This window comes from Arthrobacter sp. StoSoilB22 (genome assembly GCF_019977315.1).
In the GTDB taxonomy this organism is placed as follows: domain Bacteria; phylum Actinomycetota; class Actinomycetes; order Actinomycetales; family Micrococcaceae; genus Arthrobacter.
In genome coordinates this window covers 994,267-1,010,727 of record NZ_AP024652.1, presented here as the reverse complement: position 1 = coordinate 1,010,727, position 16,461 = coordinate 994,267, and the positions used below count along the sequence as shown (strand labels likewise).

The 16,461-nt window shown below is 59.7% G+C and carries 21 protein-coding genes; 15 read left to right on the top strand and 6 right to left on the bottom strand.

What is annotated here, in order from left to right:
• Positions 1-12 precede the first annotated feature (12 nt).
• The 6 genes from LDN70_RS04955 (at position 13) to LDN70_RS04930 (ending at position 4,379) form a co-directional block, all read left to right on the top strand.
• Positions 13-231, top strand: coding sequence for a hypothetical protein (locus LDN70_RS04955; protein WP_142936509.1), 219 nt, complete (start codon positions 13-15; stop codon positions 229-231).
• A gap of 481 nt (positions 232-712) precedes the next feature.
• Positions 713-1,459, top strand: coding sequence for a DNA/RNA non-specific endonuclease (locus LDN70_RS04950; RefSeq protein WP_160147610.1), 747 nt, complete (start codon positions 713-715; stop codon positions 1,457-1,459).
• Positions 1,460-1,671: 212 nt separating this feature from the next.
• On the top strand, positions 1,672-2,100 hold the full coding sequence (locus LDN70_RS04945; protein WP_223941935.1) for a hypothetical protein: 429 nt from the start codon (positions 1,672-1,674) through the stop codon (positions 2,098-2,100).
• A gap of 469 nt (positions 2,101-2,569) precedes the next feature.
• Entirely contained in the window at positions 2,570-3,214 is a 645-nt protein-coding gene (locus LDN70_RS04940) for a hypothetical protein (RefSeq protein WP_142936512.1), read from the top strand.
• A gap of 126 nt (positions 3,215-3,340) precedes the next feature.
• Complete coding sequence (locus tag LDN70_RS21215) at positions 3,341-3,721, top strand: DNA/RNA non-specific endonuclease (protein ID WP_223942599.1); 381 nt, start codon at positions 3,341-3,343, stop codon at positions 3,719-3,721.
• 10 nt (positions 3,722-3,731) lie between these two features.
• On the top strand, positions 3,732-4,379 hold the full coding sequence (locus tag LDN70_RS04930) for a hypothetical protein (protein ID WP_142936531.1): 648 nt from the start codon (positions 3,732-3,734) through the stop codon (positions 4,377-4,379).
• A gap of 41 nt (positions 4,380-4,420) precedes the next feature.
• On the opposite strand, the gene LDN70_RS04925 is transcribed toward LDN70_RS04930, so the two are convergent.
• On the bottom strand, positions 4,421-4,663 hold the full coding sequence (locus LDN70_RS04925) for a hypothetical protein (protein WP_223941934.1): 243 nt from the start codon (positions 4,661-4,663) through the stop codon (positions 4,421-4,423).
• On the opposite strand from LDN70_RS04925, the gene LDN70_RS21210 reads away from it, so the two are divergent.
• From LDN70_RS21210 to LDN70_RS04910, 3 genes are all read left to right on the top strand, one after another.
• Entirely contained in the window at positions 4,550-4,906 is a 357-nt protein-coding gene (locus LDN70_RS21210; RefSeq protein WP_223942598.1) for a DNA/RNA non-specific endonuclease, read from the top strand. The genes LDN70_RS04925 and LDN70_RS21210 overlap by 114 nt on opposite strands.
• Complete coding sequence (locus LDN70_RS04915; protein WP_142936513.1) at positions 4,903-5,544, top strand: hypothetical protein; 642 nt, start codon at positions 4,903-4,905, stop codon at positions 5,542-5,544. Before LDN70_RS21210 ends, LDN70_RS04915 begins: the two co-directional genes overlap by 4 nt.
• Positions 5,545-6,023: 479 nt before the next feature.
• Positions 6,024-6,668 (top strand): hypothetical protein, encoded by a 645-nt coding sequence (locus LDN70_RS04910; RefSeq protein ID WP_142936514.1) that lies wholly within the window; start codon positions 6,024-6,026, stop codon positions 6,666-6,668.
• A 245-nt stretch (positions 6,669-6,913) separates the two neighbouring features.
• Here the strand turns inward: LDN70_RS04910 and LDN70_RS04905 are convergent, their stop codons facing one another.
• Positions 6,914-7,786 (bottom strand): hypothetical protein, encoded by an 873-nt coding sequence (locus LDN70_RS04905; protein WP_223941933.1) that lies wholly within the window; start codon positions 7,784-7,786, stop codon positions 6,914-6,916.
• A 102-nt stretch (positions 7,787-7,888) separates the two neighbouring features.
• Here LDN70_RS04905 and LDN70_RS04900 point away from each other — a divergent pair, with 102 nt between their 5' ends.
• Entirely contained in the window at positions 7,889-8,620 is a 732-nt protein-coding gene (locus tag LDN70_RS04900) for a DUF72 domain-containing protein (RefSeq protein WP_223941932.1), read from the top strand.
• A 2-nt stretch (positions 8,621-8,622) separates the two neighbouring features.
• Here LDN70_RS04900 and LDN70_RS04895 read toward each other — a convergent pair whose 3' ends face one another.
• Positions 8,623-9,084, bottom strand: a complete 462-nt coding sequence (locus tag LDN70_RS04895; protein WP_223941931.1) for a GatB/YqeY domain-containing protein — start codon at positions 9,082-9,084, stop codon at positions 8,623-8,625.
• A gap of 156 nt (positions 9,085-9,240) precedes the next feature.
• Positions 9,241-10,518 carry an NAD(P)/FAD-dependent oxidoreductase gene (locus LDN70_RS04890; protein WP_223941930.1) on the bottom strand — a complete coding sequence of 426 codons (1,278 nt, stop codon included), beginning with the start codon at positions 10,516-10,518 and terminating at the stop codon, positions 9,241-9,243.
• A gap of 132 nt (positions 10,519-10,650) precedes the next feature.
• Between LDN70_RS04890 and LDN70_RS04885 the strand changes: the two genes are divergently transcribed.
• Genes LDN70_RS04885 through LDN70_RS04875 form a run of 3 tightly spaced genes read left to right on the top strand, consistent with a single transcriptional unit; the run spans position 10,651 to position 12,859 of the window.
• Positions 10,651-11,427, top strand: a complete 777-nt coding sequence (locus LDN70_RS04885; protein WP_223941929.1) for a histidine phosphatase family protein — start codon at positions 10,651-10,653, stop codon at positions 11,425-11,427.
• Entirely contained in the window at positions 11,405-12,334 is a 930-nt protein-coding gene (locus tag LDN70_RS04880) for an NAD(P)H-hydrate dehydratase (protein WP_223941928.1), read from the top strand. Before LDN70_RS04885 ends, LDN70_RS04880 begins: the two co-directional genes overlap by 23 nt.
• A gap of 18 nt (positions 12,335-12,352) precedes the next feature.
• A complete protein-coding gene (locus LDN70_RS04875) occupies positions 12,353-12,859 on the top strand; it encodes a hypothetical protein (RefSeq protein WP_223941927.1) in 507 nt (168 codons plus the stop codon).
• Here LDN70_RS04875 and LDN70_RS04870 read toward each other — a convergent pair.
• A complete protein-coding gene (locus LDN70_RS04870) occupies positions 12,856-14,520 on the bottom strand; it encodes a RecQ family ATP-dependent DNA helicase (RefSeq protein ID WP_223942597.1) in 1,665 nt (554 codons plus the stop codon). The genes LDN70_RS04875 and LDN70_RS04870 overlap by 4 nt on opposite strands.
• Positions 14,521-14,643: 123 nt before the next feature.
• The gene (locus tag LDN70_RS04865; RefSeq protein ID WP_142936521.1) at positions 14,644-15,264 is read right to left on the bottom strand and encodes a dihydrofolate reductase family protein; all 621 of its coding nucleotides are present in this window, start codon (positions 15,262-15,264) and stop codon (positions 14,644-14,646) included.
• 102 nt (positions 15,265-15,366) lie between these two features.
• On the opposite strand from LDN70_RS04865, the gene LDN70_RS04860 reads away from it, so the two are divergent.
• A complete protein-coding gene (locus tag LDN70_RS04860) occupies positions 15,367-15,600 on the top strand; it encodes a hypothetical protein (RefSeq protein WP_223941926.1) in 234 nt (77 codons plus the stop codon).
• Positions 15,601-15,803: 203 nt separating this feature from the next.
• On the top strand, positions 15,804-16,457 hold the full coding sequence (locus LDN70_RS04855) for a DedA family protein (RefSeq protein ID WP_223942596.1): 654 nt from the start codon (positions 15,804-15,806) through the stop codon (positions 16,455-16,457).
• Positions 16,458-16,461: the final 4 nt, after the last annotated feature.

The following is a 16,461-nucleotide window of genomic DNA, read 5'->3' as shown; positions in this document are numbered from 1 at the left end:
GGATCGGAAACTATGAGCTTCCCTCTTTTCCACGATCCCCTGCAGGGCGCCGTCGCCGTTGACGCACCTGTCCGCGATCCTCAGGTCCACCGCCAAAGCCGCACTAACAACAGGCCGGCTCGCCAAGCCACACATGGATCCAAGCCTGTCCGCACCTCCCGGCAGCGAGAGGTAGCTAAGGTTGCCGAAGACCTTCAGGCTCTGATGGCGCGGACCCCAGGCAGACACTAGCTAACCCTCAGTGCCCGTAAGTCGCTGCGCAGGTTGGATAGTATCCAGACGAGTAGTCGCCTTTTGAGGGGCTGAACCGTGAGCTTACACATCTGGTACCTGGTGGATCTTTCTGCATCTTCAGCGGAAGCGGACAGTGCCGTCCGTCGGCTTCAGGAATGGCTGGTAACCACCGGATGGGTGGGTGCCGAACGGGAGTCCGATTGGGTGGAGGGTCTTTGCCTGACACCCGGACCGCGGGCCCTTGAGCGAGGGCTCGCAAAGGGAACCAGCAATTTGACCCTGATTCATGACCGGGATGGTTACTCCATGGGAGAGAATTTCGGCCCTCCCCCCTGCCCTGCCTGTGGGGAGACGCTGGATGAAGACATCCTGTTTGACGCTTATAGCGACTGGGCCGCCACCGACTGGACACTTGAGACGCAACCCAGCGTCTCCTGCGACGCATGCGGGGAAGAGAAACCGGTGGTGGACTTCGCTGATGAGCATTCCCGAGTGGCGCACGGCAACCTCGCCAGCCAAGACCGGGCTGGAACCCAACACCTTGTACATCGTGGACAACCGCACCAAAATGCCAGATTCCAGCGGCGGCCTCACGGACGACAGTCTTGAACGGTTCTATACGGATGCCACAGGCCGGGTCGAACGCGTAGACACGTACGCTGGCGTCAAGGGTGCCTGGTCCGTTGAATTGAACAAGCGGATGCCCAATGTCACCTACAACGTCGTCGCGAAAACCGACGGTGGCTTGGAAAACCACTTCACGATCATCACCGATGACTTCGCCAAGCCCAAGAGCGTCGAAGCACACATCACCGGGTTGCTCAAAGGCGACATCAACCGCAGCGCATGGCAGCAGATACTGGCCGGTATCCGTGTAGGCGGTCGCGGCTACGAGGGCGGCCACATCATCGCGTCCCTCTTCGCAGGACCAGGAGAAGGCGCCAACCTCATGGCCCAACTCATGTTCCAGAACCGCGGACACGGAACCCCCAACGTACCCGCCAACACCCTGGCGTTCTACCAACTCGAACGAGAGCTGATGACCAAGGCCCTCCACCGCGTCGACACCGGACAACCCCTAGACTTGCGTGTAAAGGTAGAAGCCGTCCCAGGACCAAAACCCGGGCTGCCCGACAGGGTGGACGTTACATTCCGGTTCGACGCGGAGACATCAACGACTCGCCGTTTTCCGAATTTGCCCATGGAGCAGAAGGAGTCACTTTGAGCAGCAGCGAAATCATTTCCAGACCCTCCGTGCTAGTAGGCCTCACCCGGTTGAGGAGCGAGACCTTCAGCGAAGGCGCCCTGGGATTCGGTGCCCAAGAAGTTATAAGTACCTCGGTCATTCATCAGGCCTGGTCCCAACAAACTGAGACAATCTTGCGAGACGGTGTTTGGGGACCGCGTAGCTTCTCCTTGGAGTTTTCCCGCGAGTCCATGATTGATTGGCTAGAGGAAGTCCGCCGCGAGTCGTACGTCCTAGGCTTTGGAACGTGGACCAGCTGCAAGGTCTATCTCTATCCAGATTCGGACGGCAGACTTGAGGTCTTCGACGTGGAACTCCTCAGACCCGCCCACGAAACAACCATCCCTGATCGTCCGGCGGACGCACTGACATTGTTCCAGGACCTCAAAGCGTTCCCACGCACGCTAGACAACATCCCGCAGTGGATGTGGACGGTGTTCCGCGCCGAAGGCATCACACCCCCTGTCTACAACCCTCAACTGCAAACAGTCGAGTGGGCCAACAAACGCCTACCCGTCGCCGAAACCGGCACCGACTTCTCCGCCCAGCCTGAAATCATAGACCCATCCAAAGAACCAGGTGTCTTCGCGAAAATCAGCCGGAAGCTCTTCGGCAGCTAGGCTTCAATACGGACACGAACGCGCCCTGTCCGCACCAGTACGGTCACCCAGGGCAGCCGCGATCCAAGTTTTGTGAAGAAGCGGAGCTGCGTAAGCCGCCGTCGAGGCCCCACAATCTGTTGGGCCGCTCAAATGCGACATTAACCGCAGCGCCTAGCGGCAAATACTTGCCGGCCGCCGCTTCGGCGGACACGAAGGCGCTAGCCTCCTGGCCCAACTCATGTTCCAAAACAGAGGCCACGGTACCCCCAACACCTTGGCCTTCTATCAACTCGAAAGAGACCTCATGACCAAGGCCCTCCACCGCGTTGACACCGGACAATCCCTAGACTTGCGTCTGAAGGTAGAAGCCGTCCCAGGACCAAAGCCCGGCCTGCCTAGCAGCGTGGTAGTCAGAAATCGGTTCGACTCAACAGAGGAAATCGAAATCAACAGATTTGATAATTTGCCTGATACGGAAGAGTAGAAATTGCCACAAGCATTCAGACTTAATTCTCCGCAAGTAGCGACAGGACTTGAACGATTACACAAGGAGGCCTTCTCGCCGAGCGGAGCTGGCTTTGTTGCTGATGACATCAAGATATCGGCAGTACTGCACGCAGGTTGGTCCCGGATGACAGAGGCCACCTGGCTTCGGGGAGTGCCTCAGAGTCAGGACTTTTCGGTAACTTTTTCCGAAGAGGCTACCACCAATTGGATGTACGAGCTGAGACGTTCGTCCTATGTCGTCGGCCAGGGTACTTGGACGATCTGCGTCATACGAGTTTCACAATCGGGTGATAATTACATCGAAGTTTTCGATGAGGAAATTATACGGCCCGAGAAGCCCACTAAAATCCCGGACCGGCCGGCGGACGTAAAGACATGGGCCCGCGACCTTAAAGCTTTTCCGAGGACAATAGACAATATTCCGTCCTGGATGTCGGAGATATTTCGAGCTGAAGGAATTATCCCTCCCATCTACAATCCAGAGTTCCAGTCTGTGGACTGGAAGAACCGTCGCAGGCAAGTTACCGACCGAGGAACTGATTTCAGCATAGAACCGGTCGTCATTGACCCCACACTGGAACCAGGCGTCTTCGCGAAGATCGGCAAAAAACTCTTCGGCGGATAGCCAGCACCAACGCCGGACGGAGCGCCCGTCAGCACTAACACAGTCACAAAGAGCAGCCGCAATCCAAACTCCCCGAAGAAGCGGAGCCGCGTACGCCGTCGTCGAGGTTCATCTGCTCGAGGCGACATCAACCGCAGCGCATGGCAGCAGATACTGGCCGGTATCCGTGTAGGCGGTCGCGGCTACGAGGGCGGCCACCTCATCGCGTCCCTCTTCGCAGGACCAGGAGAAGGCGCCAACCTCATGGCCCAACTCATGTTCCAGAACCGCGGACACGGAACCCCCAACGTACCCGCCAACACCCTGGCGTTCTACCAACTCGAACGAGAGCTGATGACCAAGGCCCTCCACCGCGTCGACACCGGACAACCCCTAGACTTGCGTGTAAAGGTAGAAGCCGTCCCAGGACCAAAACCCGGTCTGCCCAGTGGACTCAAAGTGTCCCATTCGTTTGACAAGGACTTGATTCAAGATTATTTCTTCCCAAATCTTGAGTCCCCGAAATAGTGAGGCCCTGATGCAAGATTCCGTGGTGGATAGCCCTCTAATTCGACAGGGACTAGCTCGCCTCCAGGAGCATACTTTCTCCAAGGCCGGACTAGGCTTCGGCGCACAGGAAGTCATAAGCACCTCGCTGATGTTTCAAGATACATCGAGGCGCTACGTCGATGTTTGCCGCGACGGTCAGTGGGGTGGTCGGGACTGGCAAACCGATTTCCCACCCGAGCTCCTTGACTACTGGCTGATGGAAGTCAGACGTGAACTCTATGTTCCAGGCCTCGGCACATGGAAAACCTTCAGAGTATTCCTTTTCCCGTCCAACGAAGGGCGCATAGAGGCATTCGACTACGAGATTCTGACTCGCGGCATGTTCGGTGATCCGAAAGATTCCACCGGCCCAGCATCAGGGCAGGCCGTCAAGATGGATCTCCTGACATTTCCCCGCACATTAGACAATATTCAGGAATGGATGTGGACTGCTCTGCGTACAGATGCTCAGACGCCCCCGGTGTACAACCCCCAACTAAATACTGTCGATTGGGACAACAAACGCCTCCCCGTCACCGACAGTGGCACGGATTTCTCTGTCGAACCGGAGATTATTGACCCATCCAGGGAACCAGGCGTCTTCGCGAAGATCGGCAAAAAACTCTTCGGCGGATAGCCAGCACCAACGCCGGACGGAGCGCCCGTCAGCACTAACAGTCACAAAGAGCAGCCACAATCCAAGCTTTGCGGTGAAGCCGAGCTGCGTACGCCGTCGTCGAGGCTCACATCACCGGACTGCTCAAAGGCGACATCAACCGCAGCGCATGGCAGCAGATACTGGCCGGTATCCGTGTCGGCGGTCGCGGCTACGAGGGTGGCCACCTCATCGCATCCCTCTTCGCAGGACCAGGAGAAGGCGCCAACCTCCTGGCCCAACTCATGTTCCAAAACCGCGGCCACGGAACCCCCAACTTACCCGCCAACACCCTGGCCTTCTACCAACTCGAACGAGAGCTAATGACCAACGCCCTCCACCGCGTCGACACCGGACAACCCCTAAACTTACAGCTAAAAGTAGAAGCCGTCCCCGGACCAAAACCCGGACTGCCTGAATCGTCAAAGGTCACTCACTGGTTCGGCTCCGGAGAAAAAAGGTCAGAACATTTTCCCGACCTTCCACTTTCCGAGGAGGCATTCGAATGATGATTGGAACACGAATTTCTGGGGTAGAAGTGGTCACTGGTCTTCAAAGACTGCGCGCAGAGGCTTTTGCCGAAGGCGGCCTAGGATTCGGTGCTGAAGAAATCATCAGCACGACCGTGATGCATCGGGCCTGGAGCCGGCGCAGCGAGGACATCCGTCGTGACGGCGTATGGGGCTTCGCCCATAGTTTTCAAGACTTCTCCATCGAGTCCATGGAACATTGGCTCGAAGACATCCGCCGCGAGTCGTACGTCCAAGGTAAAGGCACATGGACCAGCTGCAAGGTCTACCTCTATCCTGACTCGGACGGCAGACTCGAAACCTTCGATTTTGAACTCTTTAGGCCGGACAACGACGATGGAATTCCTGATCGTCCGGCGGACGCACTGACATTGTTCCAGGACCTCAAAGCGTTCCCGAGAACGCTGGACAACATACCGCAGTGGATGTGGACGGTGTTCCGCGCCGAAGGCATCACACCACCCGTCTACAACCCACAACTCAAAATGGTCGAGTGGGCCAACAAACGCCTCCCCGTCACCGAAACCGGCACCGACTTCTCCGCCCAACCCCAAATCATCGACCCATCCAAAGAACCAGGCGTCTTCGCGAAAATCGGCAAGAAACTCTTCGGCTAGACAACACCAACACCTCAAGCAGCCACAATCCAAACTCCCCAAAGAAGCGGAGCTGCGTACACCGTCGTCGAGGTTCATCTGCTCAAGGCGACATCAACCGCACCCCATGGCAGCAGATACTGGCCGGTATCCGTGTCGGCGGTCGCGGCCCCGGGTGGCCACCTCATCGCGTCCCTCTTCGCAGGACCATGCGAAGGCGCCAACCTCCTGGCCCAACTCATGTTCCAAAACAGAGGCCACGGAACCCCCAACGTACCTCCGAACACCCTGGCGTTCTACCAACTCGAAAGAGACCTCATGACCAAGGCCCTCCACCGCGTCGACACCGGACAAACCCTAGACTTGCGTGTAAAGGTAGAAGCCGTCCCCGGACCAAAACCCGGGCTGCCCGACAGCATTGAAGTCACGCACAAGTACGATTCAGAGACACCCATGTTTCACGAGTTTCCGAATTTGCCCTTGGACCTAGAGGAGACATTTTGAGTAGCGGCCAACTTGCGTGGAGCCCGTCCGTAACGTCTGGCCTCCGTCGCCTGCAAGTTGAAACATTCAAAGAAGGCGGCCTTGGCTCCTGCGCCCAGGAAGTCGTAAGCACCTCCGTGATCCATCAGGCATGGTCTCGACGGACAGAGGAAATCTTGCGGGATGGTGTTTGGGGGGCGCGCAGTTTTTCCTTGGATTTCTCACGAGAGGCAATGAGTCAGTGGCTCAAGCAAATCCGCCGCGAGTCGTATGTGCTGGGGGCCGGAACGTGGACCAGCTGCAAGGTCTATCTCTATCCAGATTCGGACGGCAGACTTGAGGTCTTCGACGTGGAACTCCTCAGACTCGCCCATGAAACAACCATCCCCGATCGTCCGGCGGACGCACTGACATTGTTCCAGGATCTGAAAGCGTTCCCGAGAACGCTGGACAACATACCGCAGTGGATGTGGACGGTGTTCCGCGCCGAAGGCATCACACCACCCGTCTACAACCCCCAACTGCAAATGGTCGAGTGGGCCAACAAACGCCTTCCTGTCACCGAAAATGGCACCGACTTCTCCGTCCAACCTGAAATCATAGACCCATCCAAGGAACCGGGTATCTTCGCGAAGATCGGCAAGAAACTCTTCGGCAGCTAACCCCAACCCGGCGAACGGCACAGGCCTCGCCAAGCAAAACCAGCCGTGATCCAGACCTGCGAAAAGGGACGACCGATCATGTGGAGCCGCTACCCACCCAACGATGGCGCCGTCGTCGAAATGTCAATTCGTAAATTACGCGGTGAGGCTGCATAGGGGTCTCGGAGTCCGTCATCGTGGGTCGCTGCCAGCCGGGTCACCCAAAAACAGTGTTTCGCAGGGTCCTTAGCCTAGCGACTGGCGGATTATTTGACGGAGCCCATCCGCTGATGTGCCCATCCAGGGAGTGTGCCAAGCTTTCGGATCCGACGCGTTTCACTGAGGCACGCGGCCTTCGTCGGCTCGGTGAGCCATTCCGGTTCTTTGTCGTAATTGAAATCGGTTTGGTAACTCCCGGGATCCGCTGGATTGAGTGTAATGGTGGCCGCGAACCACGTATTGCCTCCGGGGCCGCGCATGATGTTCCTGGCCTCAGACATCTGGTCAGCCAAGTGTGCTGGGACTTCCGTGGTGAACCGCGCCCCTGCCGTTTCGACGTTGAAGACGCATTCGCGATGAGAGCCGATTTCCCTGAATTCCAGCCACGCCGAAGACCACGTCGGCGGGAGGGTGGGGAACAGTTCAACTAGAACCGCGGTGATGTTCTGCATGGCGTCGATGGAGCTATGCAGCCCACCCGGCGCCCCGGCGGAGGATGGTCCGGACCGCGCAACGGCTGCGGGCGTCAGAGGAGCGCGCTGGCGGAAACACCAGGCGGCCGCGACGGCCAGTAAGGGTCCAAGTATGTGCGCAAGGAGGGAGTACATAGGGTCGACGGTGCCTCTTCCTTGGGAGGAAATGGCGCTGACGATGAGCAATAAAACGATTCCAAGACCGATATACCCCTTGGTGCGCCTCGCCCATCTCCTCAAGAAGACGTAAATAAGAAAAGCAAGGAGAAGTGGCGATCCGATAACCCCCAGAAGGATTCCTCCCTGAATGATCGAGCCAATGACCATCGAGGCGAAGGCAGCGAGGGCAAGGACCGGCCCCAGCCATTCCGGTGGAACAGGGCCCGTCACCTTGCGGTCGGGCTGATCATCTGTCTCTTGCGCAGCAGAATTGGCCTGATTCTCCATGGTTCCCCCATCAACCGGATTTGGCCCTCTGAGTCTAGGCCAGCACCGTGAGCCGCCCAAGCCACCACCCTTTCGGCCCAGAATCCCGCTACCATCCACATCATGGGCATCCGCATTGGCACCTCGGGCTGGAGCTACGACCATTGGGAGGACGTGCTGTATCCCCCGAGTCTTCCCGCGGCCAAGCGCCTGGCCCACTACACGGCGCGATTTAGCACGGTTGAGCTAAACGCAAGTTTTTACCGGTGGCCTCGCGATACGTCCTTCGCGAATTGGAGGGAGCGGCTCCCTGCTGGCTTTGCCATGTCGGTGAAAGCGCCACGCGGTCTTACGCACGGCAAGAAGCTCTATAGTCCCGAAGTTTGGGTGGAACGGATCGTCCGCTGCTGGCACGAACTCGGCGACAAAAGGGCTGTACTCCTGGTCCAGCTTCCACCTGATTTTCAACGCGACGACGCCCGGCTCGACTACTTCCTGGCCACGCTTCCGCAGTGGGTTCGCGTCGCCATCGAGTTTCGGCATGACAGTTGGGACCACCCGGACGTCTACGCCCTACTGGAGCGCCGAGGCGCAGCCTACTGCATCATGAGCGGCGCCCATCTGCCGTGCATCCTCCGGGCCACCGCACCATTCGTGTACGTTCGTCTGCACGGCCCGGACCATGAGCACCTCTACGGCGGCTCATACTCCGATGATGATCTGCGATGGTGGGCGGACCGGATTCGCGAGTGGGACGGCTACGGCAAGGACGTGTACGTCTACTTCAACAACGACGGCGGTGGTTACGCCGTGCGCAACGCTGACACTCTGCGGTGGCTGCTTGGGGTCAGTTGACTCTACGCAAGGCGTCCCCGCACGATCTCGCTGACAGTCTTGCCATCAAACCGTCCAGCAACCTTGGCAGTGACGGGCTTCATCACGGCTCCTATGGAACGCATGGACAGCTCTTGGCCATCAGCTTTCAGTGCCTCCACGGCATCGTCAACGATTGCTTCCACTTCTTCTCGGGTAAGAGCTTTTGGCAGGTAGGCTTCGATGATTTCGGCCTCCGCCACCTCGGCTGCGGCCCGATCTGCCTCGCCCGCCTCGGTGTAGATCCGAGCCGTATCCCGCCGCTTTGCGACTTCCTTCTGAAGCAGCGAGGTGACCTGTGCGTCGTCGAGCTCAACCGGCGTCTTGCCTGACTTCTCACGGGTGGTGATCTCACCCAGCACGTTGCGCACAGTGGTCAACGCAAGCTTGTTGCCCGCCTTCATATGGTCGACGACGTCCGCCTTGAGGCGTTCTTTGAGTGTCATGATGCTCCTTGTTTGGGTTCCTCCTGTTATCTTCCCAGAATGAGTGCATGGGGGATGTTTCGCGGAGCCGAGCCGCGCGTGGTTCGGATGTTCCTGTGGTGCGTGCTCGCCGCACTGCAATAAACCATTCATTACGAGTAAAACGTCGTGCGGGGCTCAAGTGCTGGGCGGATCCTGCTCCGTTGTTTCCTTCTCAGTGGGCCCGCTGACTACCACCTGTGCAGGGCTGTGAAGGATGTATCCGTTAAGCCAGGAGAAGAGAGCCCGGATTTTCTGCTGGAGCCCGGACAAAAGGGCGAGGTGGACCAACAGCCAAGACAAGAAGGCCAGGATGCCTTGGAGTTGGATTCGCTTGCGGCCCAGCTCTGCCACTGCAGCGCCACGACCCACCATCGCCATATAGCCTTTGTCGACGTACCGGAACGGAGCGCGGTTCTCGCCCTTGAGATCCGCGAGAATGTTCGACGCGGCCCATTTTCCGGCCTGTTGAGCCACCGAACCCAGCTGGGGCAATTTTGCCCCCGTTGAATCGGTGATGTTGGCGCAATCCCCGATGACATACACGCCCTCAACGCCAGGGGCAGTCAGGTCCGTCTTGACGTCAACGCGACCTCCCCTCCCCTGGGTCAAGCCCGAACCGCCAATGAGGTCCCCTGCTTTCAAACCGCCGGCCCACACCACAATTTGCCCGGGCACGGAGCTTCCGTCAGCCAGGGTCACTCCGTCTTTCCGTACCTCCGTCACTCCCACTCCCATGTGGAGTTGGACGCCCACCTTCTTCAAATGATCGGTGGCGTAGCTCTGCGACTTCTTGGAAAACATGTTCAGGACTGTGGGCACCATGTCCACCAAATGAACCCTGCAGCGTGCCGCGAGTTCCGGCGAGAAGTACTTGCTAACCACGTACTTAACGTTCTCGGCCATTGCCCCGGCCGTTTCAACTCCGGTGGGTCCGCCGCCCACCACCACTACGTCCACAGACCCGTCCGGGTTCCTATCGGCTTGGTCCAACAAGCGGGTGAGGCCGCTCCCCAGCTTCGTCGCATCTGTGACGGAATACAGCGGGAAGGCATACTCTTCTGCTCCAGGTGTATCGAAGAAGTTCGGGACCGCCCCCACCGCGATGACCAGGATTTCGGCGTGGAAGACGCGGCCATCAGTAGTCCTGACCACTCGCTCCGCGGCGTTAACGGCGTCAACCTTCGAGGTCAGAACTTTGACACTTTTGTAGCGCCGGAAAACGGAACGCAGTGGCCGGGCAATGGCCGAAACCCCAATTTGCGAGGTTGCCACTTGATAGAGGAGCGGCTGGAACTGGTGATAGTTATTTGAGTCGATCAGCAAGACACGAACGCCCTTGCGGCCCAGCTCTTTTGCAGCTGCAACACCCGCGAATCCGGCACCGACAATGATGACTGGGTATGAGTCCTCCATGCGAGCAACTTACTGCACTCCCAGTTCCCACAACAGAGGCTTGTGATCACCGTCGAGCGTTTATCCTCTGTTCCTGTGGGTACGCAGTGGGTAGTGTTCTGCATTCGGCAACGCACACGGAAGGGTGATCTTGTGAACGAGGACGGGCTGACGGACGCGGTGCAGGAAGCGGGAGCCGTTGAGTTGCTCCTGATCCGGCACGGCGAGAGCGAAGGCAACGTGGCCGCTACGGAGGCTCGACTGTCTGGAGCCGAAGTCATTGACGTTCCAGCCAGGGATGCTGATGTGAATCTGTCGAGCACCGGGCAGGACCAGGCAAAGGCCCTGGGGACGGCACTCGCCCGGATCGCCGAAGAACTCCGACCGGATGCCATTGTCTCCTCCCCCTACGCAAGGGCCCTTCAGACGGCGGAAATCGCCGTTGAGACAGCCGGCTGGCCTGTGAAAGTGCTTACTGATGAACGTCTCCGGGACCGGGAGCTGGGCATCCTGGACCGGCTAACACGTTTGGGAGTAGAGACCCGATACCCAGACGAAGCAGAGCGGCGGCTATGGCTGGGCAAGCTGTACTACCGGCCGCCAGGCGGTGAATCGTGGGCTGACGTCGCACTCCGTCTGCGATCCATCCTGGATGAGCTCAACACCCTGGGATCAGGGCAACGAGTGATGCTGGTCTGCCACGACGCCGTCATCCTGCTGGTCCGTTACGTTTTGGAGGGCATGTCCGAGCAGGAAATCCTTGACCTTGCGGCCACCACATCGGTGCTGAATGCTTCCATCACCCGGTATGTCCGTCCCTCGGGCGCAGGTCCCTGGCAACTGGAGAGCTTCAATGTTGCTGACCACCTTGCGGAGCAGGGTGTCACCGTCACGGAACACGCAGGAGATGCCAGTGTCCATCCACAGTGATAGCCCCGCACCAACACTGGTGACGCCCTCGCTTCTGCGCGACTGGCCGTTGCCCGCCCCCGGAGAGGACAAGTACTCGCGCGGTGCAGTGCTGGTGATCGGTGGAGCTCGCGCAACTCCCGGCGCGGCGTTGCTGGCCGGCACCTCAGCCCTTCGTGCCGGCGCCGGAAAGATCACTTTGGCAGTGGCCGAATCCGTAGCGGTCCCCGTAGGAGTTGCGCTCCCGGAAGGCGGTTCCGTGGGCATGCCCGAGAACCCGGAAGGGTCCGTCACCGGGGAAGGACTCGACAGGATCTCGTCCTACCTGGATCGGGCTGATGCCGTGCTGATCGGCCCTGGCCTGGACGATCCGGACCTCGCCGAATCGCTGCTGCGAGCGCTGCTGGAGCAGGAGGAATCCCACGAGGCGGCCAACGACGGCGGTGCTCCCGCCATCGTTCTTGACGCCTTCGCCTTGGGCGGCTTGGTAAAGATTGAGGAAAAATTGGGGCCGTGGCGCGGCCGGCTGATCCTTACACCGAATCCGACCGAAACCGGATTTCTTCTGGGCAGAGACGTGGAGGACCTGGAAACCGACGTTGCTGAGGTCGCTCGCCGGTTCGATGCGGTGGTGAGTTGTCAGGGTTACATCGCCGGACCTGGCGCCGCAACAGCAGACGACTCGCCGCTGTGGAAGATCACCACTGGTTACGGCGGACTGGGCACGTCAGGCAGCGGCGATGTTTTGGCAGGGGCCATCGCGGGGCTCCGTGCGCGCGGGACCAGCGATGCTCAAGCTGCTTGCTGGGGCACGCACCTTCACGCCGCCGCTGCCGACCGCCTGGCCAGCAAGCTCGGCCCGCTCGGGTTCCTGGCCAGGGAGCTCGCCGACGAACTGCCCGCCCTCATGCTGGAGCTCAATACCTGATACGAATAGGCTGCCTGCATGGGGACCAAAGGAAGCAGCACACAAACATCGCGCGTCATCATCAGCATCGTTGGGCTCATGGCAATCGCGGCCTACGGGCTCACCGCAGCGTTGCAGATCCTCGTGTGGAATCCGCTCGCCGCTGTTCCGGGCGCCACGCTGGACGAAATCCACGAAGGATTGGCCCGACGCAACGAGTCAATCTCCTTGGTGGCAGTTTTGACGTGGACGAGCGTCGGAACGCTTCTTGCTCTGGTTGTGGTCCTGCTGACGGCAACCCGGGTTATTTCACGGCTGAGAACAGTTGTAATTGTCCAACTCTTGATTCTGGTGCTCGGCGCACCCATGTATTTCTTTGCATCTTTCTCCGCCGGTATGGCCTTGGCAGACGCCTTCTTCATATCCGGTGGTGACTACACTCCATGGGGCGGTCTGCTGGGCCTGCTCAGCGCGGCAGCTCTGATCTGCACGCTGATGGTGGTGATCTTTCGTGGAAGGCCCGGGATGCGCACGGCCCGCACCTAAGCCGGCTTCAGCAATTCATGCTCGACGACGGCGGTACGGGACAAGGTCTTGTAGCCTTCCTTTTCGAACAGAACAGTCATGACGTCGTCCTCGTGCCTCATCACCAAACCGGGACCCCACTCTTTGTGGATCACGGTGGACTGCAACGGGAACAAGTTCTCGGCAGTTGAGGTGAGGTGACCAGCGGAACCTGACCCGGCGTCGTCGGGTGCTTCGGCGCAAGCATCGCAATTGCCGCAGGGCCGCGGCAGATCCTCCCCGAAGTAGCCCAAAAGGAACTGGCGACGGCAGCCGTCCGTCTCCGCGTAGCCACGCATCATGGTGAGCCGGGACTGGTCCACGCGTTGACGCGCCTCAGCCAACCGGGCGGCTCGCTCTACCAGTGCGGTCGGCTTGGCTTTGGAACTGAGCCGGATGCCGCGCTTGCCGGTTTTCACGGCGCCGGCTTCCTCCAACTGGTTCACCAACGCTGTAACCCGGCGGGCAGGGAAGCCGGTGAGCTCCGCCAGGGCGGTTTTGGGGGCAGGTGCGCCCGCGTTCTTAATGACTTTCAGCACGGCCATGAGCTCCTTCGCGTCCGGGGCATGGGTGGCAAAGAACTTACGCAGCCCAAGGTCCTCGGCACGGTAATGCAGTGTCGCAGCGGCCGGTTCGCCGTCCCGGCCCGCGCGGCCGATTTCCTGATAATAAGCGTCCAAGGACTCCGGAATATCTGCGTGCACCACGAACCGGACGTTGGGTTTGTCGATCCCCATGCCGAAGGCTGTTGTGGCAACCACTACCTCCAGCTGGTCATCCAGGAACTGCTCGTGGATGCTCTCCCTGTCAGTGTCGGAACGTCCTGCGTGATAAGCCTCGGCCCGCATACCTTGATCTTTTAGCTTGGCCGCGTACTTCTCGGTGTCCTTGCGGGTAGCGGCATAGAGCAGCCCCATGCCCGCGGCCTTGGCCAAGGCGATGACCTGCTCGACTACGGCTTTCCGCTTGCCTTTGTCCTCTTGGTGCCGGACAACGTCGAGGCTGATGTTGGGGCGATCGAAGCCACGCACCAGGACCAGCGGTTCCGTCATGCCCAACCTCTTGACGATTTCCTCACGCACGGGTGGGGACGCAGTTGCGGTCAAGGCTATGACCGGCGGGTTACCCAGGCGCTCGCGGACGCTGCCTAAGTCGAGGTAGTCCGGGCGGAAGTCATGCCCCCAAGAGGATACGCAGTGTGCCTCGTCCACTACGAACATGGTGATGTGCAGCGTGGCGATCCGGTCCACGGTTTCCCGCTTAGCCAATTGTTCGGGTGCGAGGAACAGGAATATCGCCTTTCCGGATTCAATTGCCTGCCACGCTGCCTCCACCTCCGAAGCACTGAGGGAGGAATTGATGACGACGGCGGCGCCCTCGCCCAGGTCCTCATTCAGCCCGTCCATTTGGTCTTCTTGCAAGGCAATAAGTGGAGAAACGACGACGGCGGGTCGGCCCGTTGTGTTGTGAAGGTGCAGTGCTGCGACTTGATAGGTAGCGGATTTTCCGTACCCGGTAGGCATGACAGCGAGGACATCACGACCCTCGACGACGGCGGTCATACCTGCGAGTTGTCCGTCGCGCAGCTCAGGCAAAGAAAAGGAAGTGGCCGCCAGGGCGGTCAGGGCAAGGTCATCGGACATGAAGATGTGGCTCCGCGTTGTGGTTCCTGCGGCCACTTGCATCAGCCGAGGTGACCAGCCTAGCGCGGGCGAGGCCCCGCCGTCGTACGCTGTATGCCCGGTTGTGGATAACCTGGGGTGACGTTAGCGCAGATCCCGGGACCGCACCTGATAGCTCAGGTGGGTGACGCGTGTTCCTGGGACGATCACGGGATCGTCCAGCACGAACTCCGCGCCAAGGTCACCGAACCAACGAATGCCACTTCCGAGCAGCACGGGCACCAAATCAACCCGGAGTTCGTCCACCACACCGAGGCGCAAGCACTGCCGTGCCACGTCCGCGCCGGCAACACCTATCTCCTTGCCCGCCGCGAGGTGCGCCGCACGCTCCAGTGCCGATCCCAGGTCCCCAACGAATTCGAACGGGACAGTCTGGCCGTCCCGCCGGACCGGCGGCCAATCCGAAGGAGGTTCGCGGTGCGTCAAGACGACGGTGGGCGACTCATTGGGCGGGTGACCGCCCCACCCCCTCGTCAGATCGAAGATCCGCCTGCCGCAGATGAATGCACCCTCCCTTGGGAGTGATCTCCAGTAAGCGGCATCGGCTTCGCTGAGATGAAACGGCACGGGGTGACCCGGCATCCATGTTTCAACGGGTCCGGCCTCGTACCAGTCGAAGAGCGGTCCGACTCCGTCATCATCCCGAGCGATGAATCCGTCAAGGGACATGGAAAACTGGGCTGAGACGCGGCTGTTCCTGTACATGGAATCAGTGTTGTGGCACCGCCGGGCTTGTCAAGGACACTGCCCGGAAAGGTGGTAATCAGGCTACTTACCAACGGTGATTAAGGTGCCTATGCTTGGGTTATGGAGCCCACTTCAGCCAAACTTCTTGTGCTTATTGGCGTGGTTGTCTGGCTCGCAGCCACCATCCTGCCATTGGCCCTGCTCCCCTCCTCGCGCGCCGAGGAAGAGCACAAGCCCAAGGCTCGCCACCCCCGCCATCCGAGGGGCGAGCCGCGCACCGTCCATCGGTTCCGACCATCCTCACTGAAGGTCCGATCCGGGCACCACGCCCGTATTCGGCCGCACGGCGCCTAGGCAGTTGAGCTCCGACGCGGCGCCTTTGTTGCAGTGCAGTTACCAGCGTAAAAAACCTCTTTACATTGCTTGTTGCCGGAGGGCGTAGATGGGCATAGCGTTGAGGTGGAAGCCCAGTGGTCCCCCATCACTGGGCTTCTCTTTGTCACCGTCAATTTCCGCGCCAGGTCTTTTCGAAGCGTCCGTCATGAAGGGAGATCAACCTGATCAGCTTGCTCACGGCGACCGCTGCAGCCGATGAACTAACCGGGATTGTGGGGGTGGCCGCACAGGTAATCGAAGCCCTCGGCGAATGGGGCGTCGGCTTGTTGACGCTCCTGGAGACCGTGTTTCCGCCCATACCCAGCGAGGTGATCCTCCCACTGGCCGGGTTCCTTACCCAGCAGGGTGGCATGAACCTGATCCCGGTCTTTGTCACCAGCACACTTGGCGCCTACGCCGGAGCGATGCTCCTGTACTGGCTGGGTTACAAGGTGGGGCAGGAAAGGGCCATCAAGCTGCTGTCAAAACTGCCGTTGGTTGATCGGGAAGATTTCGAGAAAGCCGCTGGATGGTTCGAACGCCACGGCAAGTCAGCGATCTTCTTTGGCAGGCTGCTTCCCGGGGTGCGCAGCCTCATTTCCCTCCCGGCAGGTGCTGAACGCATGAACCTCGTGACGTTTAGCATCTTTACTGTCGCGGGGACGGGCGTATGGAACGCCCTGCTCATTGGAGCGGGAGCACTGCTCGGCAAGCAATACCACTTGGTTGATCAGTATTCGCGATTCCTCAATTACGCCGTCTACGCAGGGCTTGCCGCGTTCGTCGTGTGGCTCATCATCCGGAGGGTCAAGAAGCGCAAGGAAAGCGCCCGGTAGAGAG

Bases quoted from the DNA above. Each gene is read 5' to 3' on its own strand.
- LDN70_RS04930 (WP_142936531.1), top strand. From the start codon at position 3,732: ATGCAAGATTCCGTGGTGGATAGCCCTCTAATTCGACAGGGACTAGCT.
- LDN70_RS04890 (WP_223941930.1), bottom strand. From the start codon at position 10,518: ATGGAGGACTCATACCCAGTCATCATTGTCGGTGCCGGATTCGCGGGT.
- LDN70_RS04900 (WP_223941932.1), top strand. From the start codon at position 7,889: ATGGGCATCCGCATTGGCACCTCGGGCTGGAGCTACGACCATTGGGAG.
- LDN70_RS04915 (WP_142936513.1), top strand. From the start codon at position 4,903: ATGATGATTGGAACACGAATTTCTGGGGTAGAAGTGGTCACTGGTCTT.
- LDN70_RS04955 (WP_142936509.1), top strand. From the start codon at position 13: ATGAGCTTCCCTCTTTTCCACGATCCCCTGCAGGGCGCCGTCGCCGTT.
- LDN70_RS04860 (WP_223941926.1), top strand. From the start codon at position 15,367: ATGGAGCCCACTTCAGCCAAACTTCTTGTGCTTATTGGCGTGGTTGTC.
- LDN70_RS04945 (WP_223941935.1), top strand. From the start codon at position 1,672: ATGATTGATTGGCTAGAGGAAGTCCGCCGCGAGTCGTACGTCCTAGGC.
- LDN70_RS04880 (WP_223941928.1), top strand. From the start codon at position 11,405: ATGCCAGTGTCCATCCACAGTGATAGCCCCGCACCAACACTGGTGACG.
- LDN70_RS04950 (WP_160147610.1), top strand. From the start codon at position 713: ATGAGCATTCCCGAGTGGCGCACGGCAACCTCGCCAGCCAAGACCGGG.
- LDN70_RS04870 (WP_223942597.1), bottom strand. From the start codon at position 14,520: ATGTCCGATGACCTTGCCCTGACCGCCCTGGCGGCCACTTCCTTTTCT.
- LDN70_RS04875 (WP_223941927.1), top strand. From the start codon at position 12,353: ATGGGGACCAAAGGAAGCAGCACACAAACATCGCGCGTCATCATCAGC.
- LDN70_RS04895 (WP_223941931.1), bottom strand. From the start codon at position 9,084: ATGACACTCAAAGAACGCCTCAAGGCGGACGTCGTCGACCATATGAAG.
- LDN70_RS04905 (WP_223941933.1), bottom strand. From the start codon at position 7,786: ATGGAGAATCAGGCCAATTCTGCTGCGCAAGAGACAGATGATCAGCCC.
- LDN70_RS04865 (WP_142936521.1), bottom strand. From the start codon at position 15,264: ATGTACAGGAACAGCCGCGTCTCAGCCCAGTTTTCCATGTCCCTTGAC.